The 16,230-nt window shown below is 53.7% G+C and carries 18 protein-coding genes; 17 read left to right on the top strand and 1 reads right to left on the bottom strand.

Features of this window, described 5'->3' with window-relative positions:
* The first annotated feature begins 5 nt into the window (after positions 1–5).
* The 10 genes from Pla144_RS17805 to Pla144_RS17760 all read left to right on the top strand — a co-directional run bounded on the left by Pla144_RS17805 (position 6) and on the right by Pla144_RS17760 (position 7,704).
* Positions 6–482 carry a cytochrome C oxidase subunit IV family protein gene (locus Pla144_RS17805; protein WP_146452062.1) on the top strand — a complete coding sequence of 159 codons (477 nt, stop codon included), beginning with the start codon at positions 6–8 and terminating at the stop codon, positions 480–482.
* A 58-nt stretch (positions 483–540) separates the two neighbouring features.
* The gene (locus Pla144_RS17800; RefSeq protein ID WP_146452061.1) at positions 541–1,491 is read left to right on the top strand and encodes an ABC transporter ATP-binding protein; all 951 of its coding nucleotides are present in this window, start codon (positions 541–543) and stop codon (positions 1,489–1,491) included.
* Positions 1,481–2,269 carry an ABC transporter permease gene (locus Pla144_RS17795; protein ID WP_146452060.1) on the top strand — a complete coding sequence of 263 codons (789 nt, stop codon included), beginning with the start codon at positions 1,481–1,483 and terminating at the stop codon, positions 2,267–2,269. The genes Pla144_RS17800 and Pla144_RS17795 overlap by 11 nt, the downstream gene beginning before the upstream one ends.
* Positions 2,266–2,910, top strand: a complete 645-nt coding sequence (locus tag Pla144_RS17790; RefSeq protein ID WP_146452059.1) for an SCO family protein — start codon at positions 2,266–2,268, stop codon at positions 2,908–2,910. Before Pla144_RS17795 ends, Pla144_RS17790 begins: the two co-directional genes overlap by 4 nt.
* Positions 2,911–2,925: 15 nt before the next feature.
* Positions 2,926–3,423: a DUF420 domain-containing protein gene (locus Pla144_RS17785; RefSeq protein ID WP_231936429.1), complete on the top strand. Its 498-nt coding sequence runs from the start codon at positions 2,926–2,928 to the stop codon at positions 3,421–3,423.
* A 31-nt stretch (positions 3,424–3,454) separates the two neighbouring features.
* Positions 3,455–3,736, top strand: a complete 282-nt coding sequence (locus tag Pla144_RS17780) for a hypothetical protein (RefSeq protein ID WP_146452058.1) — start codon at positions 3,455–3,457, stop codon at positions 3,734–3,736.
* A gap of 134 nt (positions 3,737–3,870) precedes the next feature.
* Positions 3,871–5,259, top strand: coding sequence for a YeiH family protein (locus Pla144_RS17775; RefSeq protein ID WP_146452317.1), 1,389 nt, complete (start codon positions 3,871–3,873; stop codon positions 5,257–5,259).
* A gap of 3 nt (positions 5,260–5,262) precedes the next feature.
* The gene (locus tag Pla144_RS17770; RefSeq protein ID WP_146452057.1) at positions 5,263–5,478 is read left to right on the top strand and encodes a hypothetical protein; all 216 of its coding nucleotides are present in this window, start codon (positions 5,263–5,265) and stop codon (positions 5,476–5,478) included.
* 111 nt (positions 5,479–5,589) lie between these two features.
* Entirely contained in the window at positions 5,590–6,501 is a 912-nt protein-coding gene (locus Pla144_RS17765) for a DMT family transporter (protein WP_146452056.1), read from the top strand.
* A gap of 87 nt (positions 6,502–6,588) precedes the next feature.
* Positions 6,589–7,704 (top strand): pyridoxal phosphate-dependent aminotransferase, encoded by a 1,116-nt coding sequence (locus tag Pla144_RS17760; RefSeq protein WP_146452055.1) that lies wholly within the window; start codon positions 6,589–6,591, stop codon positions 7,702–7,704.
* Positions 7,705–7,740: 36 nt separating this feature from the next.
* On the opposite strand, the gene Pla144_RS17755 is transcribed toward Pla144_RS17760, so the two are convergent.
* Positions 7,741–9,366 (bottom strand): formylmethanofuran dehydrogenase subunit A, encoded by a 1,626-nt coding sequence (locus Pla144_RS17755; RefSeq protein ID WP_146452054.1) that lies wholly within the window; start codon positions 9,364–9,366, stop codon positions 7,741–7,743.
* Between the two features lie 91 nt (positions 9,367–9,457).
* Between Pla144_RS17755 and Pla144_RS17750 the strand changes: the two genes are divergently transcribed.
* The 7 genes from Pla144_RS17750 (at position 9,458) to Pla144_RS17720 (ending at position 16,173) form a co-directional block, all read left to right on the top strand.
* Entirely contained in the window at positions 9,458–10,660 is a 1,203-nt protein-coding gene (locus Pla144_RS17750) for a putative sulfate/molybdate transporter (protein WP_197530788.1), read from the top strand.
* A 12-nt stretch (positions 10,661–10,672) separates the two neighbouring features.
* Positions 10,673–11,656 (top strand): NADPH:quinone reductase, encoded by a 984-nt coding sequence (locus Pla144_RS17745; protein ID WP_146452053.1) that lies wholly within the window; start codon positions 10,673–10,675, stop codon positions 11,654–11,656.
* A gap of 65 nt (positions 11,657–11,721) precedes the next feature.
* A complete protein-coding gene (locus tag Pla144_RS17740; protein WP_146452052.1) occupies positions 11,722–12,996 on the top strand; it encodes a valine--pyruvate transaminase in 1,275 nt (424 codons plus the stop codon).
* Between the two features lie 301 nt (positions 12,997–13,297).
* Entirely contained in the window at positions 13,298–13,924 is a 627-nt protein-coding gene (locus Pla144_RS17735) for a DUF4864 domain-containing protein (protein WP_146452051.1), read from the top strand.
* Between the two features lie 33 nt (positions 13,925–13,957).
* Positions 13,958–14,599 carry a sigma-70 family RNA polymerase sigma factor gene (locus tag Pla144_RS17730; RefSeq protein WP_146452050.1) on the top strand — a complete coding sequence of 214 codons (642 nt, stop codon included), beginning with the start codon at positions 13,958–13,960 and terminating at the stop codon, positions 14,597–14,599.
* A complete protein-coding gene (locus tag Pla144_RS17725; protein ID WP_146452049.1) occupies positions 14,596–15,405 on the top strand; it encodes an anti-sigma factor in 810 nt (269 codons plus the stop codon). Before Pla144_RS17730 ends, Pla144_RS17725 begins: the two co-directional genes overlap by 4 nt.
* Positions 15,406–15,483: 78 nt before the next feature.
* Entirely contained in the window at positions 15,484–16,173 is a 690-nt protein-coding gene (locus tag Pla144_RS17720) for a transglutaminase family protein (protein ID WP_146452048.1), read from the top strand.
* The last annotated feature ends 57 nt before the right edge of the window (positions 16,174–16,230 follow it).

Below are 16,230 nucleotides of genomic sequence, written 5' to 3'. Positions count from 1 at the left end.
CAATTATGTCCACTCATGATCAAGCTCATGCCGAACATGCATTTAATGCAGACTCCCACGAAGGGGAGCATCAGCACGATATTCGCCTATTCATTGGCATATTTATCGCATTATGCGTGCTGACGACTATGTCGTTTTTAACCTACTTCCCATTCTGGCGCACACATGTTCCTGTGGAAGTGAGTCGCGCCTTCATGATGGCCGTCTCCTGTACCAAGGCGATGCTGGTGATCATGTTCTTCATGCATCTGAAGTGGGAAGCCAACTGGAAATGGGTGCTGACCGTGCCGGCGAGCATTATGTCTGCCTTGCTGATCCTTGCCTTGATACCTGACGTAGGGCTGCGGATGAGACATGCCTCTCATCAGCGAATGATTCACGCTGCCGAGCTACCTCCCAAAGAAGCAGGCGAGCACAACCAAGACCATAAACCGGCAACCCCCCCTGCCAACGAACCCGCAGTCAAGAAATCGGCGGCGTAGGTTCGGTCCAATCCCCTTCGACTAACCGAGCGGACCGCTGTCTGCACTGGTTTTTGTAATGAGTGCCGACTATGCGATTGAGATTTCATCCTGCACGCATCGCTATGGTGCGCGGGTGGCGGTCGATCAATTGTCGCTTTCCATCGAGCGCGGCGAAGTCTTTGTTTTCTTGGGACCTAACGGTAGTGGCAAGACGACCCTTTTCCGCGTACTCTCGACTCTGATCCCTTTGCAGGGAGGAGAAATCAGTATTCTCGGTGACGATCTGCGTCGCGCTGCCAATGCAATTCGCTGTAAACTGGGGGTCGTTTTCCAGGCACCTAGCCTCGATAAGAAGCTTACGGTTGCCGAGAATCTTCATCACCAAGGGAAACTCTACGGACTCGGTGGGAGCGAACTCCGAGACCGAATTGACCAAATGCTCTCTGCCGTTGGGATCGCCGATCGGGCCGCCGATCTCACCGAAACGCTTTCGGGAGGGATGCGTCGACGTGTTGAGCTTGCGAAGGGACTTCTGCATCGACCTCAACTGCTGTTATTGGATGAGCCCTCCACAGGTCTTGACCCTGGTGCCCGCAGCGATCTGTGGAAGTATTTGCATCAAATCCGCGACTCGGATGGGGTGACCATCGTTCTTACGACGCACCTCTTGGAAGAAGCAGACCGCGCCGATCGGATTGCGATCATGCACGAAGGCAAATTGGCGGCCTTGGACACCCCTGCCGCCTTGCAAGCCTCGGTCGGTGGCGATGCAATCACCATTCGCACCCCGCGACCCACTGAACTTGCCGACGCTATTCGAGTAAAATTCAATTGTGACGTAACCGTCCTCGACGGATGTGTGCGACTTGAGCAGCCAGAGGGTCATCAGTGGATCCCTCGCCTGGTCGAAGCGTTTCCTGCTGAGATCGAAACCATCACTCTCGGCAAACCTACGCTCGAAGACGTATTCATTGATCGTACAGGACATCGTTTCTGGAACGAGGAAAAGAAGTCCGATGGCAAGTAGTGCGATAACTAGCGTACCCTCACTCCCCGTAGTGTTGACCTTAGCCCAGCGCGAACTCGTGCGTTTTTTCCGTCAGCGGAATCGGGTGATCGGTGCATTGGTGCAGCCGATCATGTTTTGGGGATTGTTCAGTCTGGGACTGCGTGGCAACGACCTGGGTTTTGCGTTTTTCTTCCCCGGCACGATTGCGATGATTCTTTTGTTCACGGCTATCTTTGCGACGATCTCGATCATCGAAGATCGTCGCGAGGGCTTCTTGCAGTCGGTGCTCGTGGCACCCGCGCCGCGCTGGGCTATGGTGATGGGAAAAATACTTGGCGGATCAGCGATCGCACTCTTACAGGCCCTCTTGTTCCTGGCGCTTGGCTGTGTCACGTTAGGCTTGCCCGGTTCGCCGCTTGAGATCGTGTTGTCGATTGTACTCATGGCCGTGCTGGCTATTGCTCTCACGGGACTCGGCTTTCTGCTCGCTTGGCGGATGGAATCCACTCAAGGTTTTCACGCAATCATGAGCGTATTCTTGTTCCCTATGTGGTTGCTCTCGGGAGCGCTGTTTCCCGACGACCCCCAGAGTTGGATAACATTTATTTCTCGCTTTAATCCGCTCACCTATGGCGTTGCCGGACTGCGGCATTATCTACATTTTGGCGATGAAACGATGGTTAATGCGTTGCCCAGTTTGCCGGTTTGCTGGGGAGTCTCTCTGTCCTTTGCTTTGCTGATGGTGGTGCTCTCCTGGCGGATTGCCGCGACCCGTACGACAGGAGATTTATTATGAAAAGCAGTGCCCTCCCCTATTGGTTGTCCTTCATGGTGCTGTTGGCCGGCAGCTACGGAGCGTGGAAGTGGTATCAGGTGAGCCTGATTGAATCGAGCCGCGAGGTGGGTGGGATTGAGTTCGAGGGTCCTCCTCTGGAAGAGTTTGAACTCACCGAGCGCAGCGGCGAGCCATTTCGCTCGGCTGACATGGAAGGAAAGGTATGGGTCGCTACGTTTTTCTTTGCCAGTTGCCCCGGTCAATGTCCGAGGCTCAACGCCAACATCAAGTATCTGCATGATCAACCTGAGTTGGCAGATGTTACGTGGGTAAGTATCACAGTCGATCCCGACAATGACACACTCCCGGTGCTGCAAGAATATGCCGACCGCTACCAAGCGGATCCTGAGCGGTGGTTGTTTTGCACGGGCGAATTTGATTACATCAAGCGCGTTGGCGAAGAGATCATGAAGATGCCCGTTACTTGGCGTGGTCACAAAGACTACGCGGTGGTAATCGACCGGGCGGGAAATGTACGTGGAATGTACGACGCGACGAGTATCAGCCAATCTAAAAAACTCCGGGAGCTGCTCCTGGAATGTCTGGCGGAGGATCCCCCTGCCGAGAAATCCACGAATGAGATCGCATCGGCAATCAACTGAGGTCAAAAACTTCGCATGGACTCTTTGCTGTTTGCCGCCACCATTAACCCCCTGGTGCATCTCAATGCCGTTCTCAACTCGATTGCCACGGTGCTTCTGGTGCTGGGATTTGTGCTCATTAAGAGGGGCCATCGGCAAGCACACGGCTGGGTGATGATTTCGGCATTTTTGGTCTCCTGCTTGTTTTTAGTGAGTTACCTCACCTATCACTGGACCGCCGGCAGCGTGCGATTCACGCATCCCGGCATCGTCAAAGTGATCTACCTTGTGATTCTCCTAACCCACGTTGTGCTGGCCATGACGGTCCCCTTTCTCGCCTCGGCGACGATCGCCTTTGCCTTGTTGGGGACCGGTTTTAAGAGTGCCAGTGAGCTTACTCAAGACCAGCGTTCACGCTATTTGGCCAAACACCGTCGATTGGCTCACTGGACCCTGCCGATATGGCTCTATGTCTCGGTCACTGGAGTCGTGGTCTACGTCATGCTCTATCATCTCTGGCCTCCCGTCGCGTGATGATCTAGAATGGAGAGAGAGGAAAAGCAAGATGAAAATCATATTCCAGATGATGGAACAAAAACGATGGCTCCGCACTGCGGTGCTTGTCCTCCTGTGCCTCGCAGTCACACTCGTGGCGACTGATGCGCTGGCCTGCCCCACTTGCAAAGACGGCATGGCCGACAGCGATCCACTCTCACAAGCCCGCGCCGCAGGGTACTTCTATAGCATCATGTTCATGATGGCGATGCCCTTTGTATTGATTGGCACCTTCGGCGGCGCTGCCTATCTCTCGATCCGCCGCGCGCGCAAGCGTGAACTGGACCGTTAGCCGCGCCGCGTCCACTGAGTCCGCTCAGCAGAGCGAAGCGAGAATTCGACCTTTAAGATCGCAGGATTGATTTGGACGACGACCCCACACAATCTGATTCTCAATTCGGCGACCGGCCTCGCCTGCCAACAGAAATGCGGATCTCCGAGGATTGGTTAGCGGTCTGGTGCGGCGGGTTGCTGCTTGCTGTGTCGTTTGCCGCCGTCTGGTGGAGTAATGCGCAACTACTATCGGAGCTGCCATCAACCGGCGATGCGGTCGAACTGTCCAGTCCGTTGGAAGCGTGGCTCGCCAAACCCGGGTCATGGCGCAGTAGTCCGCTCGAAGCCTTCACCAAGATAAGCAGTTCGAGAACTCTTCCTATCAGCACGATCCCAGGCATATTCGGAGCCTTTGTCGTGATCGGGGTGCTATTCGCCCTTGCAACCCAGTTGCGCGGTAATTCAGCACGTGATTTCTGGATAGCTTTTCCCTTCGTGTTTTTACTGGCTACGCTGGCCTACGTTATGGCCGAGCACAGTGTTGTGGCTGCCTACAACTTGGAATATGCCCTTTGGGCACTCGTAGTCGGTTTACTAATTTCGAACACAGTTGGAACCCCCAAGTTTCTTAAGCCCGCCGTTCTCACTGAGTTCTACATCAAGACTGGCCTCGTACTTCTCGGAGCCGAAGTACTGATGAGTCGCCTACTCGCACTCGGCCTACCGGGCATATTCGTCGCCTGGGTGGTCACCCCGATCGTGCTGGTTAGCACTTATATCTTTGGGCAAAAAGTGCTGAAGATGGAATCGCGTTCCCTGAATATGGTCATCTCTGCGGATATGTCGGTTTGCGGTGTTTCGGCAGCGATTGCAACCGCCGCGGCTTGCAGAGCAAAGAAGGAAGAATTGTCGTTGGCCATTGGCATGTCGCTGACCTTTACGGTCATCATGATGGTGGTCATGCCCGCAATCATCAAAGCAGTTGGCATGGACGAAATCCTCGGCGGCGCCTGGCTGGGAGGCACGATCGATTCCACGGGGGCCGTCGCGGCTGCCGGCGCTGCATTGGGAGACCGGGCTCTTGAAGTGGCGGCAACGGTGAAGATGATTCAGAACATTCTGATCGGTGTGGTCGCGTTTGCCGTCGCCGTCTACTGGGTCACGTATGTAGAACAGGATCCTGCGGGAAATCGCTTGAGCAAAATGGAAATCTGGTATCGGTTCCCCAAGTTTGTAATCGGCTTCGTGCTGGCTTCTGCTATTTTTTCACTGCTCTACGTGGGTCTCAATCATGGACCAGAACTCGTGGATGCCACAATCAAAGGTTCCACCAAGACCCTCCGCGGCTGGCTCTTTTGCCTCGCTTTTGTCAGCATTGGATTGGAAACGAATTTCCGCGAGTTAAGGCCCTATCTCCGCGGTGGCAAGCCGCTCTTGCTCTATGTCTGTGGTCAAACATTGAATCTCTCTCTGACCCTCTTCATGGCCTGGCTGATGTTCCGGGTAATCTTCGTCGGCAGTATCAACCAGATGGTGCCATAAACTATGCCTAAACAAACTGGCATGAAACGTTTGATGGCTGCGAGTGGTCTGATCGGATTCGCTTGGCTGTTGCTCTTGCCCTGGATCGCCGAGCAACCTGGCATGAAATCCCACCTCGACTGGCTAGAAGCCCAGCAAATCAACCCCAGCGCAATGTACTACACCGAACTCGACGTGATGGAAAAGTTTCACCAGCAGCGGCGAAAAATCTCCCATTAGCCGTGTCGCGTCTGCCGAGAGGAACTCGGAAGAACGGATCGCGTCAGAGCAAGCAACCCGGCATTGTGCAAAATCTCAGCACCCAGTTCACATATCATCACAGCCCACTCCATGCCCTATCTCAGTTTCCTGTTTATCTGTCTGACTTGGGGCACCAGCTTTATTCTCATGGATCGAGCGGCAATGGCTTTGGGGCCATTGTCCATTGGGATGTTTCGGCTCTTGGGTGGGGCCTTGGTACTGGGTCTGTTTTGGTGGTGGAAACGTCCCTGTGTGCACATTGCTCCCAGTGACTGGATTCATATTCTCTTGGTCGGCTTGCTAGCCAATGCCTGGCCTTTTACTGTGTTGCCCTTTGTGATGACCCAGGCCAATGAGCACGGGTATTTTGGCTTGATGGTTACTTTGGTGCCGCTGGTGACCATTCTAGTCTCGATCCCCATGCTGGGGATCTGGCCGACCGCAAGGCAGATGATCGGTGTGACAGGTGGGCTCGTTTGTCTCGCGGGAGTTGTACAGGATGGCGCTCAGCGGGGAATTGCGCCGTGGGTGCTGGCTTTGGCCCTGACCGTGCCACTCGCCTATGCCACCGGGAACGCCTACATCAAATGGAAACTCGATCATTTGCCTGCCTTGCCGCTCACGGTATTGTTTCTCGCTTTTGGTGGATTACTGTTGGTGCCTCTGCAGTTTGCTCCGGTATTTTTGAAAGAGACGGGTTTGGGAGGGCCGGCGCAGCCGCATGGTTGGCCGATGGCAATCGTGTCGATTTCGCTGCTTGCCATGTTGAGTACAGGATTGGCAATCCTGTTGTTCATTCAGCTAGTAAAACGCCAAGGCCCATTATTCGCAGGGATGGTCACGTATGTGATTCCGCTGGTGGCACTCGTTTGGGGGCAGTACGACAGCGAGCGTCTTACGACGCTGCAACTCGCGGCGATGGCAGGTACACTCTGTATGGTTGCCATGGTGCAGTGGGGGGCGGCGAAATCTCCCCCGCCCCAGGGTGAACCCCTGGCATAAATCTGATAGGTTACGCGTTATCCCTGCGAGTTGTTAAATCGCGGCTAACCACTAATTTCTAACCACTAACCTCTAGCCTCTATTCCTATGTCCCATCCTTGGCTGGCGCAGCGTACGAGCGAATTCGATAGTTCTGGCATCCGCAAGGTGTTTGATCTGGCGGCGAAGATGGCCAACCCGATCAATCTTTCAATTGGTCAACCTGACTTCCCGGTGCCCGATGCGGTGAAGGACGCGGCGATCGACGCCATTCATAGCGACAAGAATGGCTACAGTCTCACCCAGGGGATCCCACCCTTGCGTGAAGCACTTCAGTCGCGAGTCGATGCAGAGTATGGGCATGCGGATCGACAGGTGATGGTCACCTCGGGCACTAGTGGTGCATTGGTGATGGCGATGCTCGCGATGGTCGATCCGGGTGATGAGGTGATCTTCATGGATCCCTACTTCGTCATGTATCCCGCCCTGGTGCGGATGGTCGGTGGCAAGTGCGTGATGATCGACACTTATCCCGACTTCGCGATTGATCCTGACAAAGTTGCAGCAGCTATCACACCACGAACTAAGCTGATCATGCTCAACAGCCCAGCGAACCCCACCGGAGTGATTGCCAGCAAGGAAAGCGTGCGTGCCATTGCGGAACTAGCTGCCAAGCACAACATCGCCCTCTTGAGTGATGAGATTTATCGCACGTTCAGTTACGACAGCGTGCCCCCCTCCCCTGCCCAGTGGAACGATCAAACCCTCGTGGTCGATGGTTTTAGTAAGACCTATGGGGTAACTGGTTGGCGACTCGGTTGGATCCACGGCCCGGCGGCGATCATTGATAAGCTTACCATGCTCCAGCAGTACACATTTGTGTGTGCGCCTCATCCATTACAGTGGGCGGGTCTGGCAGCGCTCGAGACCGACATGAGCGCGCAGGTGGCTGAGTACCAAGTGCGCCGCGATTATGTGGTGTCAGGACTGCGAGAAGCTGGTTACGAAGTTGCACCGACCGGCGGGGCATTCTATGTCTTTCCCAAGGTACCTGATGGAGGAGCTACCGGCGCCGAGTTCGTCCTTCGGGCCATCGAGCGGGAATTGCTCATTATCCCCGGCAACATTTTTAGCGAGCGCGATACGCATTTTCGTATTTCGTACGCAGCGACTATGGAGACTTTGCAGCGCGGACTGGAAGTGCTGCGAGAATTGGCGGAGTAGTTGAGGCTTGAGAGTTGAGTGAGAACATTCTGACTCTCAACCCTCAACTCCATAGTTCTCCCAACGGACTGAGTAGGTGTCTTCGAACCACGCCTTAATGTCGGGCTCGACTTCTCGATCGTAGTCGGCGTCCACATGCAGGATGTTGCCCTGAGGTGTGCTGCGGATTTCTCCCTGTTCGACCACCATTTCGCCAGCCTTAATGACCATCCGAGGCAACTCAAACATTGTTTCTTTATCGTCGTCTGGCGTGTAGATAGTGATATCGGCTGCGGCTCCCGGTCCTAAATGGCCCTTGTCGGCGAGTCCCAGTATCTTTGCCGGACCTGCGCGGGTGATGATGGCGATGTCGTTAAGTGAGTATTCACGGTCCAGATCGGCGAGAGAAGATCGCTTCGTGACATCCGGGTGGCAACTCTTGAGCATGTCGCTTCGGTAAGTCCGATCCATTAACAGGCGAATGATCTGCGGATAGGCCAGGAACGATCCGCCATTGGGGTGGTCAGTACTCATCACCACTTGCCAGGGATCTTCGACCAGCAGATACCACTCCAAACCGATAGCCCACTGCAAAGCATGAATGAGCGATTTGTTTTTATACTCAATGGGTGAGATGCCACAGCCTGCTTCCATTTCCACGTCGGAACTAATCCATTTGCTGCCATAAAGATTGGCCAGGAAATGCCCCAGTGGACCATCACCGGTCATACTGGTGGTTTCGCCGAAGAGCACTTGACCCACATCTACGGTTAGTTGGGGATGAGAGTTGATGTAGTCCGCTAGTTGCGGAACTTTGCTGGAGGAAGTTCCCTCGTCGGCATCCCCTCCACCATAGCTGTGGAATTGGATGTGTGTCAGATGACCGCAGCGATTTTCGAGTGCCTGCATTGTTTCGAGTGTCGTTCGCCAATTCCCTGGCATGCCGAGCTGATTGCAGTGGATATGTACCGGGTGGGGAAGTTTCAAATCCGCTGCCGCCTGAGCGACTTCACTAATAATTTGTCGCGGCGTGACGTCGAAGTGAGGTACCGTATCGTCGAGTCCTGTGCTGCGAGAACCATCGCGGTGTTTCCACGCCTCCACACCACCGGGGTTCACAAGCTTCGGGGCGTAACCTTTGCCCCGTGAGAGGAGCCACCCAATGAAAGAACGCAACTTGGCAGGTTCTTTGTCGCGGATGCTTTGCATCACATAGTGATTGTTACCCATCAAAAGATAGCACCCCTTGTCGAGGCAGGGTGTGTCGGCAAACTCTGCATGGGCGTGCGCTGCTAACAAAGGTGGCACTGCGGCGTCGAACGCCGTCGTGTAACCTAAGGCAGCGTATTTGTATCCTGTGGCGAATGTGCTGGGAACGCTTCCCATGGTGCCGCTGCGTGTGGTAGCGGTGCGATGGACCGGTTCGGCATCCCGGCGATCATCGGGTCGAAGCTTGCGGGCGGCATTTACCTTCGGCCCGGCAATATGGCAATGCATATCGATCCCGCCTGGCATCACGACCAGCCCACTGGCGTCGATGGTTCGCGCGGGTCGAACATGCGGATCGCTCGGTGGGGCAACGATTTTGCCGTCAGCGAGCCAGAGATCGCGCACCTCACCATCGATCCCATTGGTTGGGTCGTAAAGCGTACCGCCGCAGATCTTGGTGAAGTTGTTTTCCATTCTGTGCGGCATTCTACTATGTTGCGGCAAGAACAGGAATCGCCGTGAATGCTCAGTGACAATCTTGTAGAACGATTGTGGATGCAAGATAATGGCGAACATGAGCGAAGCAGATATACCTCAAACTCCGTCAGAATCCGCTTGGATCCGCTTCGACCGGAACGAACTAGCGGGGAGCTTTGGGGATATCGGGACCGATCTCCCGCTGATCGTCGCGATGATTCCGGCTGCTGGCCTAAATGGTGCGACCGTCTTCATTGTCTTCGGCTTGCTACAGATTCTCACCGGGATCCTTTACGGCGTGCCGATGCCGATGCAGCCACTCAAGGCGATGGCGGTGCTTGTCATCACTCAGAAAATCGCTGGCAATGTACTTTTCGGCGCGGGAATGGCGATTGCCGTCATCATGCTTGTTTTGAGTATCAGTGGTGCTTTGTCCTGGCTTGCGCGTGCCATCCCCCGCTGCGCAGTGCGTGGCGTGCAGTTTGGACTGGGACTGAGTTTAGCATCGCTGGCGCTCAAGGATTATGTACCCTCACTGGGTACAAGTGGCTATGTGTTGGCAGCTGTTTGTTTCGTCATCGTCGTGGTCCTATGGGGAAACCGGCGTGTTCCTGCTGCACTGTTGGTAATTCTACTGGGCCTGGTATATGCGGCGATGGCGACTGTGGATTGGTCAACCTTGCGGATAGCATCGTCGCTAAGCTTACCGGCGATCGAGGTCCCCACTTGGGATGCGATTTGGACTGGTTTGATTTTGCTTGCATTGCCTCAGATTCCGCTTTCGCTTTCCAATTCGGTAATCGCCACGGAGCAGACGCTGCACGACTTGTTTCCCCAGCGGGCAATTGGAATAAAGAAAATCGGCGTCACCTATGCTGTAGCCAATTTCTTCGCTTCGTTGCTGGGTGGAATTCCTGTCTGTCACGGATGTGGCGGATTGGCTGGGCACTATGGGTTTGGGGCTCGTACCGGGGGATCGGTCATTATCTATGGTACGATGTACCTCGCACTTGGCTTGCTACTAGGAGATACCGTTGACGTGCTGGTCGCCGCGTATCCGCGACCTGTATTGGGAGTGATCTTGCTCTTTGAGGCCGTAATGCTACTCGTACTGGTGCGTGATATGGCTGGCGATAAGACCCAGTTCACGATAGTTGTCCTCGTTGGTGCTATTGCCTTTGGTGTGAAGCAAGGTTTTCTCGTCGGGCTGTTGACAGGAACGGCTATATGGTATTTCTGGAAGTGGCGTGAGAGTGCTTCTCAATCGTCCGCCGAAAATCTTGAAAGCTAGGAGTTGTTTGTCATGAAAGCGGTTTGGTACGAACGACTGGGATCCGCCGCCGAGGTGCTCAAGTTTGGTGATCTGCCCGATTCTCAACCGGAACCGGGCGAGGTACGCGTGGCGGTGCATGTCTCTGGAGTCAACCCTATCGACGTCAAACGGCGCCAAGGAGGCCGAGGAACGATGACCTCCCCACGGATAGTTCCCCACTTTGATGGTGCCGGCGTGATCGATGCGGTCGGTGAGAATGTCGATTCTAGTCGCGTGGGAGAACGAGTTTGGCTTTATGCAGCCCAGTGGCAACGCGATTTCGGTACTGCTGCAGAATTAGTATCTCTGCCAGCCTCGCAAGCCGTGCCGCTGCCTGATGATTGTGACTTTTCCGAGGGAGCGTGCCTCGGTATTCCGGCACTCACGGCCTACGCCAGTGTGTTTGCCGATGGTGAAGTTGCCGGGAAAACCGTGCTTGTGACGGGTGGTGCAGGAGCCGTGGGTTGCTATGCCGTGCAATTTGCTCGGCTCGCGGGAGCACGGGTTATTGCCACTGTCAGCACCGACGAGAAAGCGGGATTGGCCATGAAGGCTGGTGCCGATCATGTGCTTAACTACCGCGAAACAGACATCGGCGACCTTGTGCTGGAGATCACCGACGGAAAAGGTGCCGATCGCATCGTCGAAGTCGAATTTGGTGGCAATCTTCCGACGAGTCTCCGCGCGATTCGCATGGGGGGCATCATCGCCACCTACGCATCGCAAGCCGAACCTGAACCTAAGTTGCCTTTCTATGATCTGATGTACCGTGGTGTCGTAGTTCGCCATGTGCTAGTGTTCGGGTCTCCGCAAGAGTTGCTTGAGCGCGCGTTAGTCGACATTTCCCGCTGGCTTGCTGATGGAGAACTCTCTCACAATATTGGCGAGCGTTTCCATTTGAATGAGACCATAGCTGCCCACGAAGCTGTCGAACGTGGAGCAATTGGCAAGGTGTTGGTCGATTGCACCACATAATTCGGCGAGCAAAAGCGCAAGCGAGTATAAGTATCGAGAAAGCTACAACTGAACGATCTGGAACTATGAATCTCCAACTAAGCAAAATCGGTCAGGCCCTTTCAGGGCACAGTGGGATTGTCGAATTAATGGACGACCTCGGTGCAGCCTTGGCCGGTGGGAGTTCGATGTACATGCTTGGCGGGGGCAATCCGGCCCATATCCCGGAGGTACAGGCCCTCTGGCGACAGCGACTTACGGAAATCGTTGCAAACGAGCCACTTTGCGACCGGATGCTCTCCAATTACGATGGACCAGCGGGCAATCCAGAGTTTCGTGAGTCGGTTACCACGTGTCTTCGGAACGCCTATGGTTGGGATGTTAGTCGTGACAATATCGCTGTCACCGTCGGTGGACAGACGGCGTTTTTCTTCTTATTCATGCTACTTGCCGGCGAGATGCCGGCTGGCAATCGGCGGCGAATATTACTCCCTATTGTGCCGGAGTATATTGGTTACTCTGATCAGGGGCTCATCCCTGAGATTTTTGCGAGCAAACGCCCGTTGATTGACCGACTCGACGAGCATACTTTCAAATACCGCATTGACTTCGACTCGCTGGAAGTGGGAGATGACATTGGCGCGATCTGCGTGAGTCGACCTACCAACCCGACTGGCAATGTACTCACCGACGAGGAGATCAACCATCTCGCTCGACTTGCAGCCGAGCGACAGATTCCCCTGCTAATAGATAACGCCTACGGCGAGCCTTTTCCCGCTGCCGTCTTCGAACCGATAAAGCCCATGTGGAACTCCGACATGGTGATGACTTTCAGCCTATCTAAGCTGGGGTTACCAGGCACGCGCACAGGAATCGTGCTGGCGAGCAAAGAAATCGTCAGTCGTATAAGTTCGATGACTTGCATCATTGGTCTGGCAAATACGAACATGGGGCAAACGATCGTCGAACCGCTCTTGGCCAGCGGAGAAATCCTCAAGCTTGCCCGAGATATCATTCGGCCCTTCTACCAAACCAAGTCACAAGCTGCCCAGGCGCTTATCGCCGAGCATTTCGGAGATGATTTTCCTTATCTCGTTCACCGCAGCGAGGGTGCCTTTTTTCTCTGGTTGTGGTTTCCAGAGTTGCCCATTAGCACGCGTGAACTTTATGAGCGACTGAAAAAGCGTGGCGTGCTAATTGTGCCGGGCGAGTATTTCTTCTTCGGTCTTGATACGGGCGATGAGTGGCCACATCAACGCCAGTGCATTCGACTCACCTTTTCTCAGTCAGAAGCCACTGTTGCCGAGGGCATCAAGATCATCGCCGACGAACTGCGGCGAATTCATCAGGGCTCTAGTTGATTAGTCGCACTTCCTGGTTGAGATTTTTGTAGATCAAGTGGTTCAGATCATAATTTAAGCACCGTTTTGGCTGTTTTCTGGATATACTGCGGGAGTCGTTGGAATTGATGATAAGTTGCAATAGTTCGCCTTACTCCGAACGAAATACATCCCACACATCTCTATGAGCTATGGCGCTTCCATGATAGGGTGATCGATTGGCACGTTCCGGCGAAGTATTGTGTTGCTTGTGGAATGGACTTGAACTGATCATCGAGTTTGGCGGTCGACTGTATTTGTTGTCCGCAAGAAAGCGATTGCTATGAATAGCATTCAACGCGAAGAATCCAGCCGAGGTGGGCTTGCAGTCGTTATTGTATGTTTCTTTGCATTTGGATTTCTGCTGTCTCTTTTGATCCAGGCCCTGTTGTACTTCGGACAAGCTTTCCAGGTAGAGCAAGTAACAGATTTGAGCTCTTCAGAGGAATTTGTTGCCGAAGCACCTATAAAACCTGACCCACGCTTCAGCCCTCGGGAAGTAGTGGCCTACCAATTGGAAGGATTGGGCTCTGCCGACCGACTTCAAGGGATTAATCAATGCTTCGTATTTGCTTCACCAGCAAATAAAAGTATGACCGGACCAATTTCACGCTTTGCCAAGATGGTCCAGCGGCCTCCTTATGATGTACTACTCTCACCGCAGGAACTGCTCATTGGAAGTCCGGATATCCACGACGATCATGCCACAGTGACGGTATCCTTGCTCGATTCGCTTGGCGGTGTGCAGGTCTTTCAGTTCGTGCTCTCGAAACAGATTGAAGGTGATTGCTCCGGGTGCTGGATGACAGAGGCCGTTTTTCCGTTGCGCTCGATAGATTCAAGAGAACCTGCGAGGCCTCCCACAGTAATGCACTCCGTCGTACCCAAAAGCCAGTCCATGGAAATCTAGCAATAATCGATTGCCAATCGAATTAGCGGAAATATGAGAGAAACTCCTCCAGAAGCTGGCCAACTCTCGGCTACCCAGCCATGCGGTGCATCAGAAGGCCAAGATGCAGCGGTAGGCTGGATGTCTGCCTTGCGGGAGAGGGACGAATCCGCGTTTCAGAATCTTCTAAGTCTTTTTGGAGAAAGGGTTTATGCAGTCTGCCTGAGGGTGCTTTGCGATAGGCACACTGCAGAGGACGTACTAGCGGAAGTTTTTTGGGAAATCTGGCAACATCCAGACCGATATGACTCATCGAGAAGCTCTCCTCAGACGTATATGCTGTTGATAGCGAGGAGTCGAGCTATTGATCGGCTGCGGAGTTTGGGTCGGCAAGGAAGTCGCGTGGCCAACGTTTTGACTCCCGAGTTGGTAAATCATTCAGTTGATCCGATTGGGTCACCCGGGGAGAATGCCAGTGGAAAAGAAGAGGCCCAACTGGTTCGGGCTGCCCTCATGAAGCTCGATGCTGTGCAGAGAGAAGTGTTAGAATTGTCATTTTTCGAGGGACTGAGTCATCAGCAGATAGCTGATCGCTTGCAGTCCCCCTTGGGGACCGTCAAGAGCCGAATCCGACAAGGATTGAACCGTCTCCGCACAAAACTAACTCCAACTTTCCAGGAGCGGAATCAAGAATGAATTGCGAAGATCGAAAAGATCTGCTCATGGACTATGCTTTGGGACAACTAGATCCCTTGGTTCAGACCGAGCTCCGCAATCATTTGGAGGAAGGTTGTGAAGCATGCGGACGAGAGCTAGCCGAAGTTTCTGATGCTTGGGCGAGTCTGGCTATTAGTCTTGATCCAGTTAAGGTTCCTCCCGCGATTACAGAACGGCTCATGGCCACAATTCGCAGTGACAAGAATCTTGATGCGCAAGATCTCTCTGCCGGTCCACTCTCAAAGGATCACGTTGTACTCGACACGAGCACTCCTTCTCCATCGGCAAACTCACGTGTAATTCCCTATGTGATCGCGGCTACGCTGCTGGGTGCCATGGCGGCAGTGGTCAGTTGGAAAGCATTGTCGGGTGTACTCGATATAGCCGAGAACTCGCGTGGTTCTACCAAGCAAGAAATGTGGGGAGATCTTGCGCACGATCAACCATCATCTGGTTTTCGAACGGTGGGACTCAAGCAATTGGCCGGTAGCAAGGACATGATGGTCTCGATTGTACGAAACGAGTCGGTGAATCAATGGCATGTACTGGTGGCAGGTCTTCCCACCACGAAGCCTGATTCAACTTTGCAACTTTGGGCTGAATTGAAAACGGGGGATTTTCTGAGCCTGGCGACACTCCTTGTTGGTGATAGTGGCACTTCAAGTTCCCTAATCGACTTGCCTCAAGGGGCCGCTGATTATGCTGAGATCTGGTTAACGATCGATGACTTTGCTAGTGCCGAGCGGCCAAGTGAAGAAGTACTCTTCCGAGCAGCGCTAGAATAAACTTCGCACGCCTAAGATATCTGAAAGCCCCAGAACAATCTGAATGCCATCTGTTGACGAGTTCGCTAAACTAGAAATATGCGAACTCCCATCTATTGCCGACTTGCCGCCTATCAGCTCTTCGAATCAGAGTTGGCGAGTATTGACACAAGCACAGGGTTGTTTCGTGCCGCTTTTGCGATTGCACTCCATGAACGACCTGAAGCAAGTCTTGCTGAGGCAGAGGCGATCATTGAACAACTGGCAGCTACCGTCAAGAATCGGGTTCACTCGAAGTCAGACGAAGCGTTGCTTGCGCACCTACACGATGTGCTTTTCGACGTGTTCGGTCTGCATGGTAATTCGGACGACTATTACAACCCGGCGAATAGTTACTTGCCGGATGTATTGCTCGCACGCCGAGGGCTGCCGATTACTTTAGTGCTTGTCTATAAGAGGGTTGCCGAACTCGTGGGTCTGGTCGTTCACGGCATCAATTCACCTGGACACTTCATGGCAGAGGTAGAATCTACCGGTATTGAATCAAGCAAATCGATGTTCGTCGATCCCTTTTTTAGCGGAACTGTGTTAACTGTCCAGGAAGCCAAAGATCGGATCGTGCAAACTGCAGGTCAGCCAATAGTCATCTCGCTTGATTGGTTGCCACGGGCAACTCACCGGCAATGGCTGGCCCGTATGCTGATGAATCTGCTTTCGGTCTTCACTGCCACAGGTCAAGAACGCAACATGCTGGCGATGCAGGAACTACTTGAGCTATTGGAAAAGTGATTCGCCCTTACTGCAATGTCGAGTTAGAATAGCGAGAGTCACTGCTTAGGTTTCTTG

It is taken from the genome of Bythopirellula polymerisocia, assembly GCF_007860015.1.
Classification (GTDB): domain Bacteria; phylum Planctomycetota; class Planctomycetia; order Pirellulales; family Lacipirellulaceae; genus Bythopirellula; species Bythopirellula polymerisocia.
This window is presented reverse-complemented; position numbering and strand designations above follow the sequence as displayed.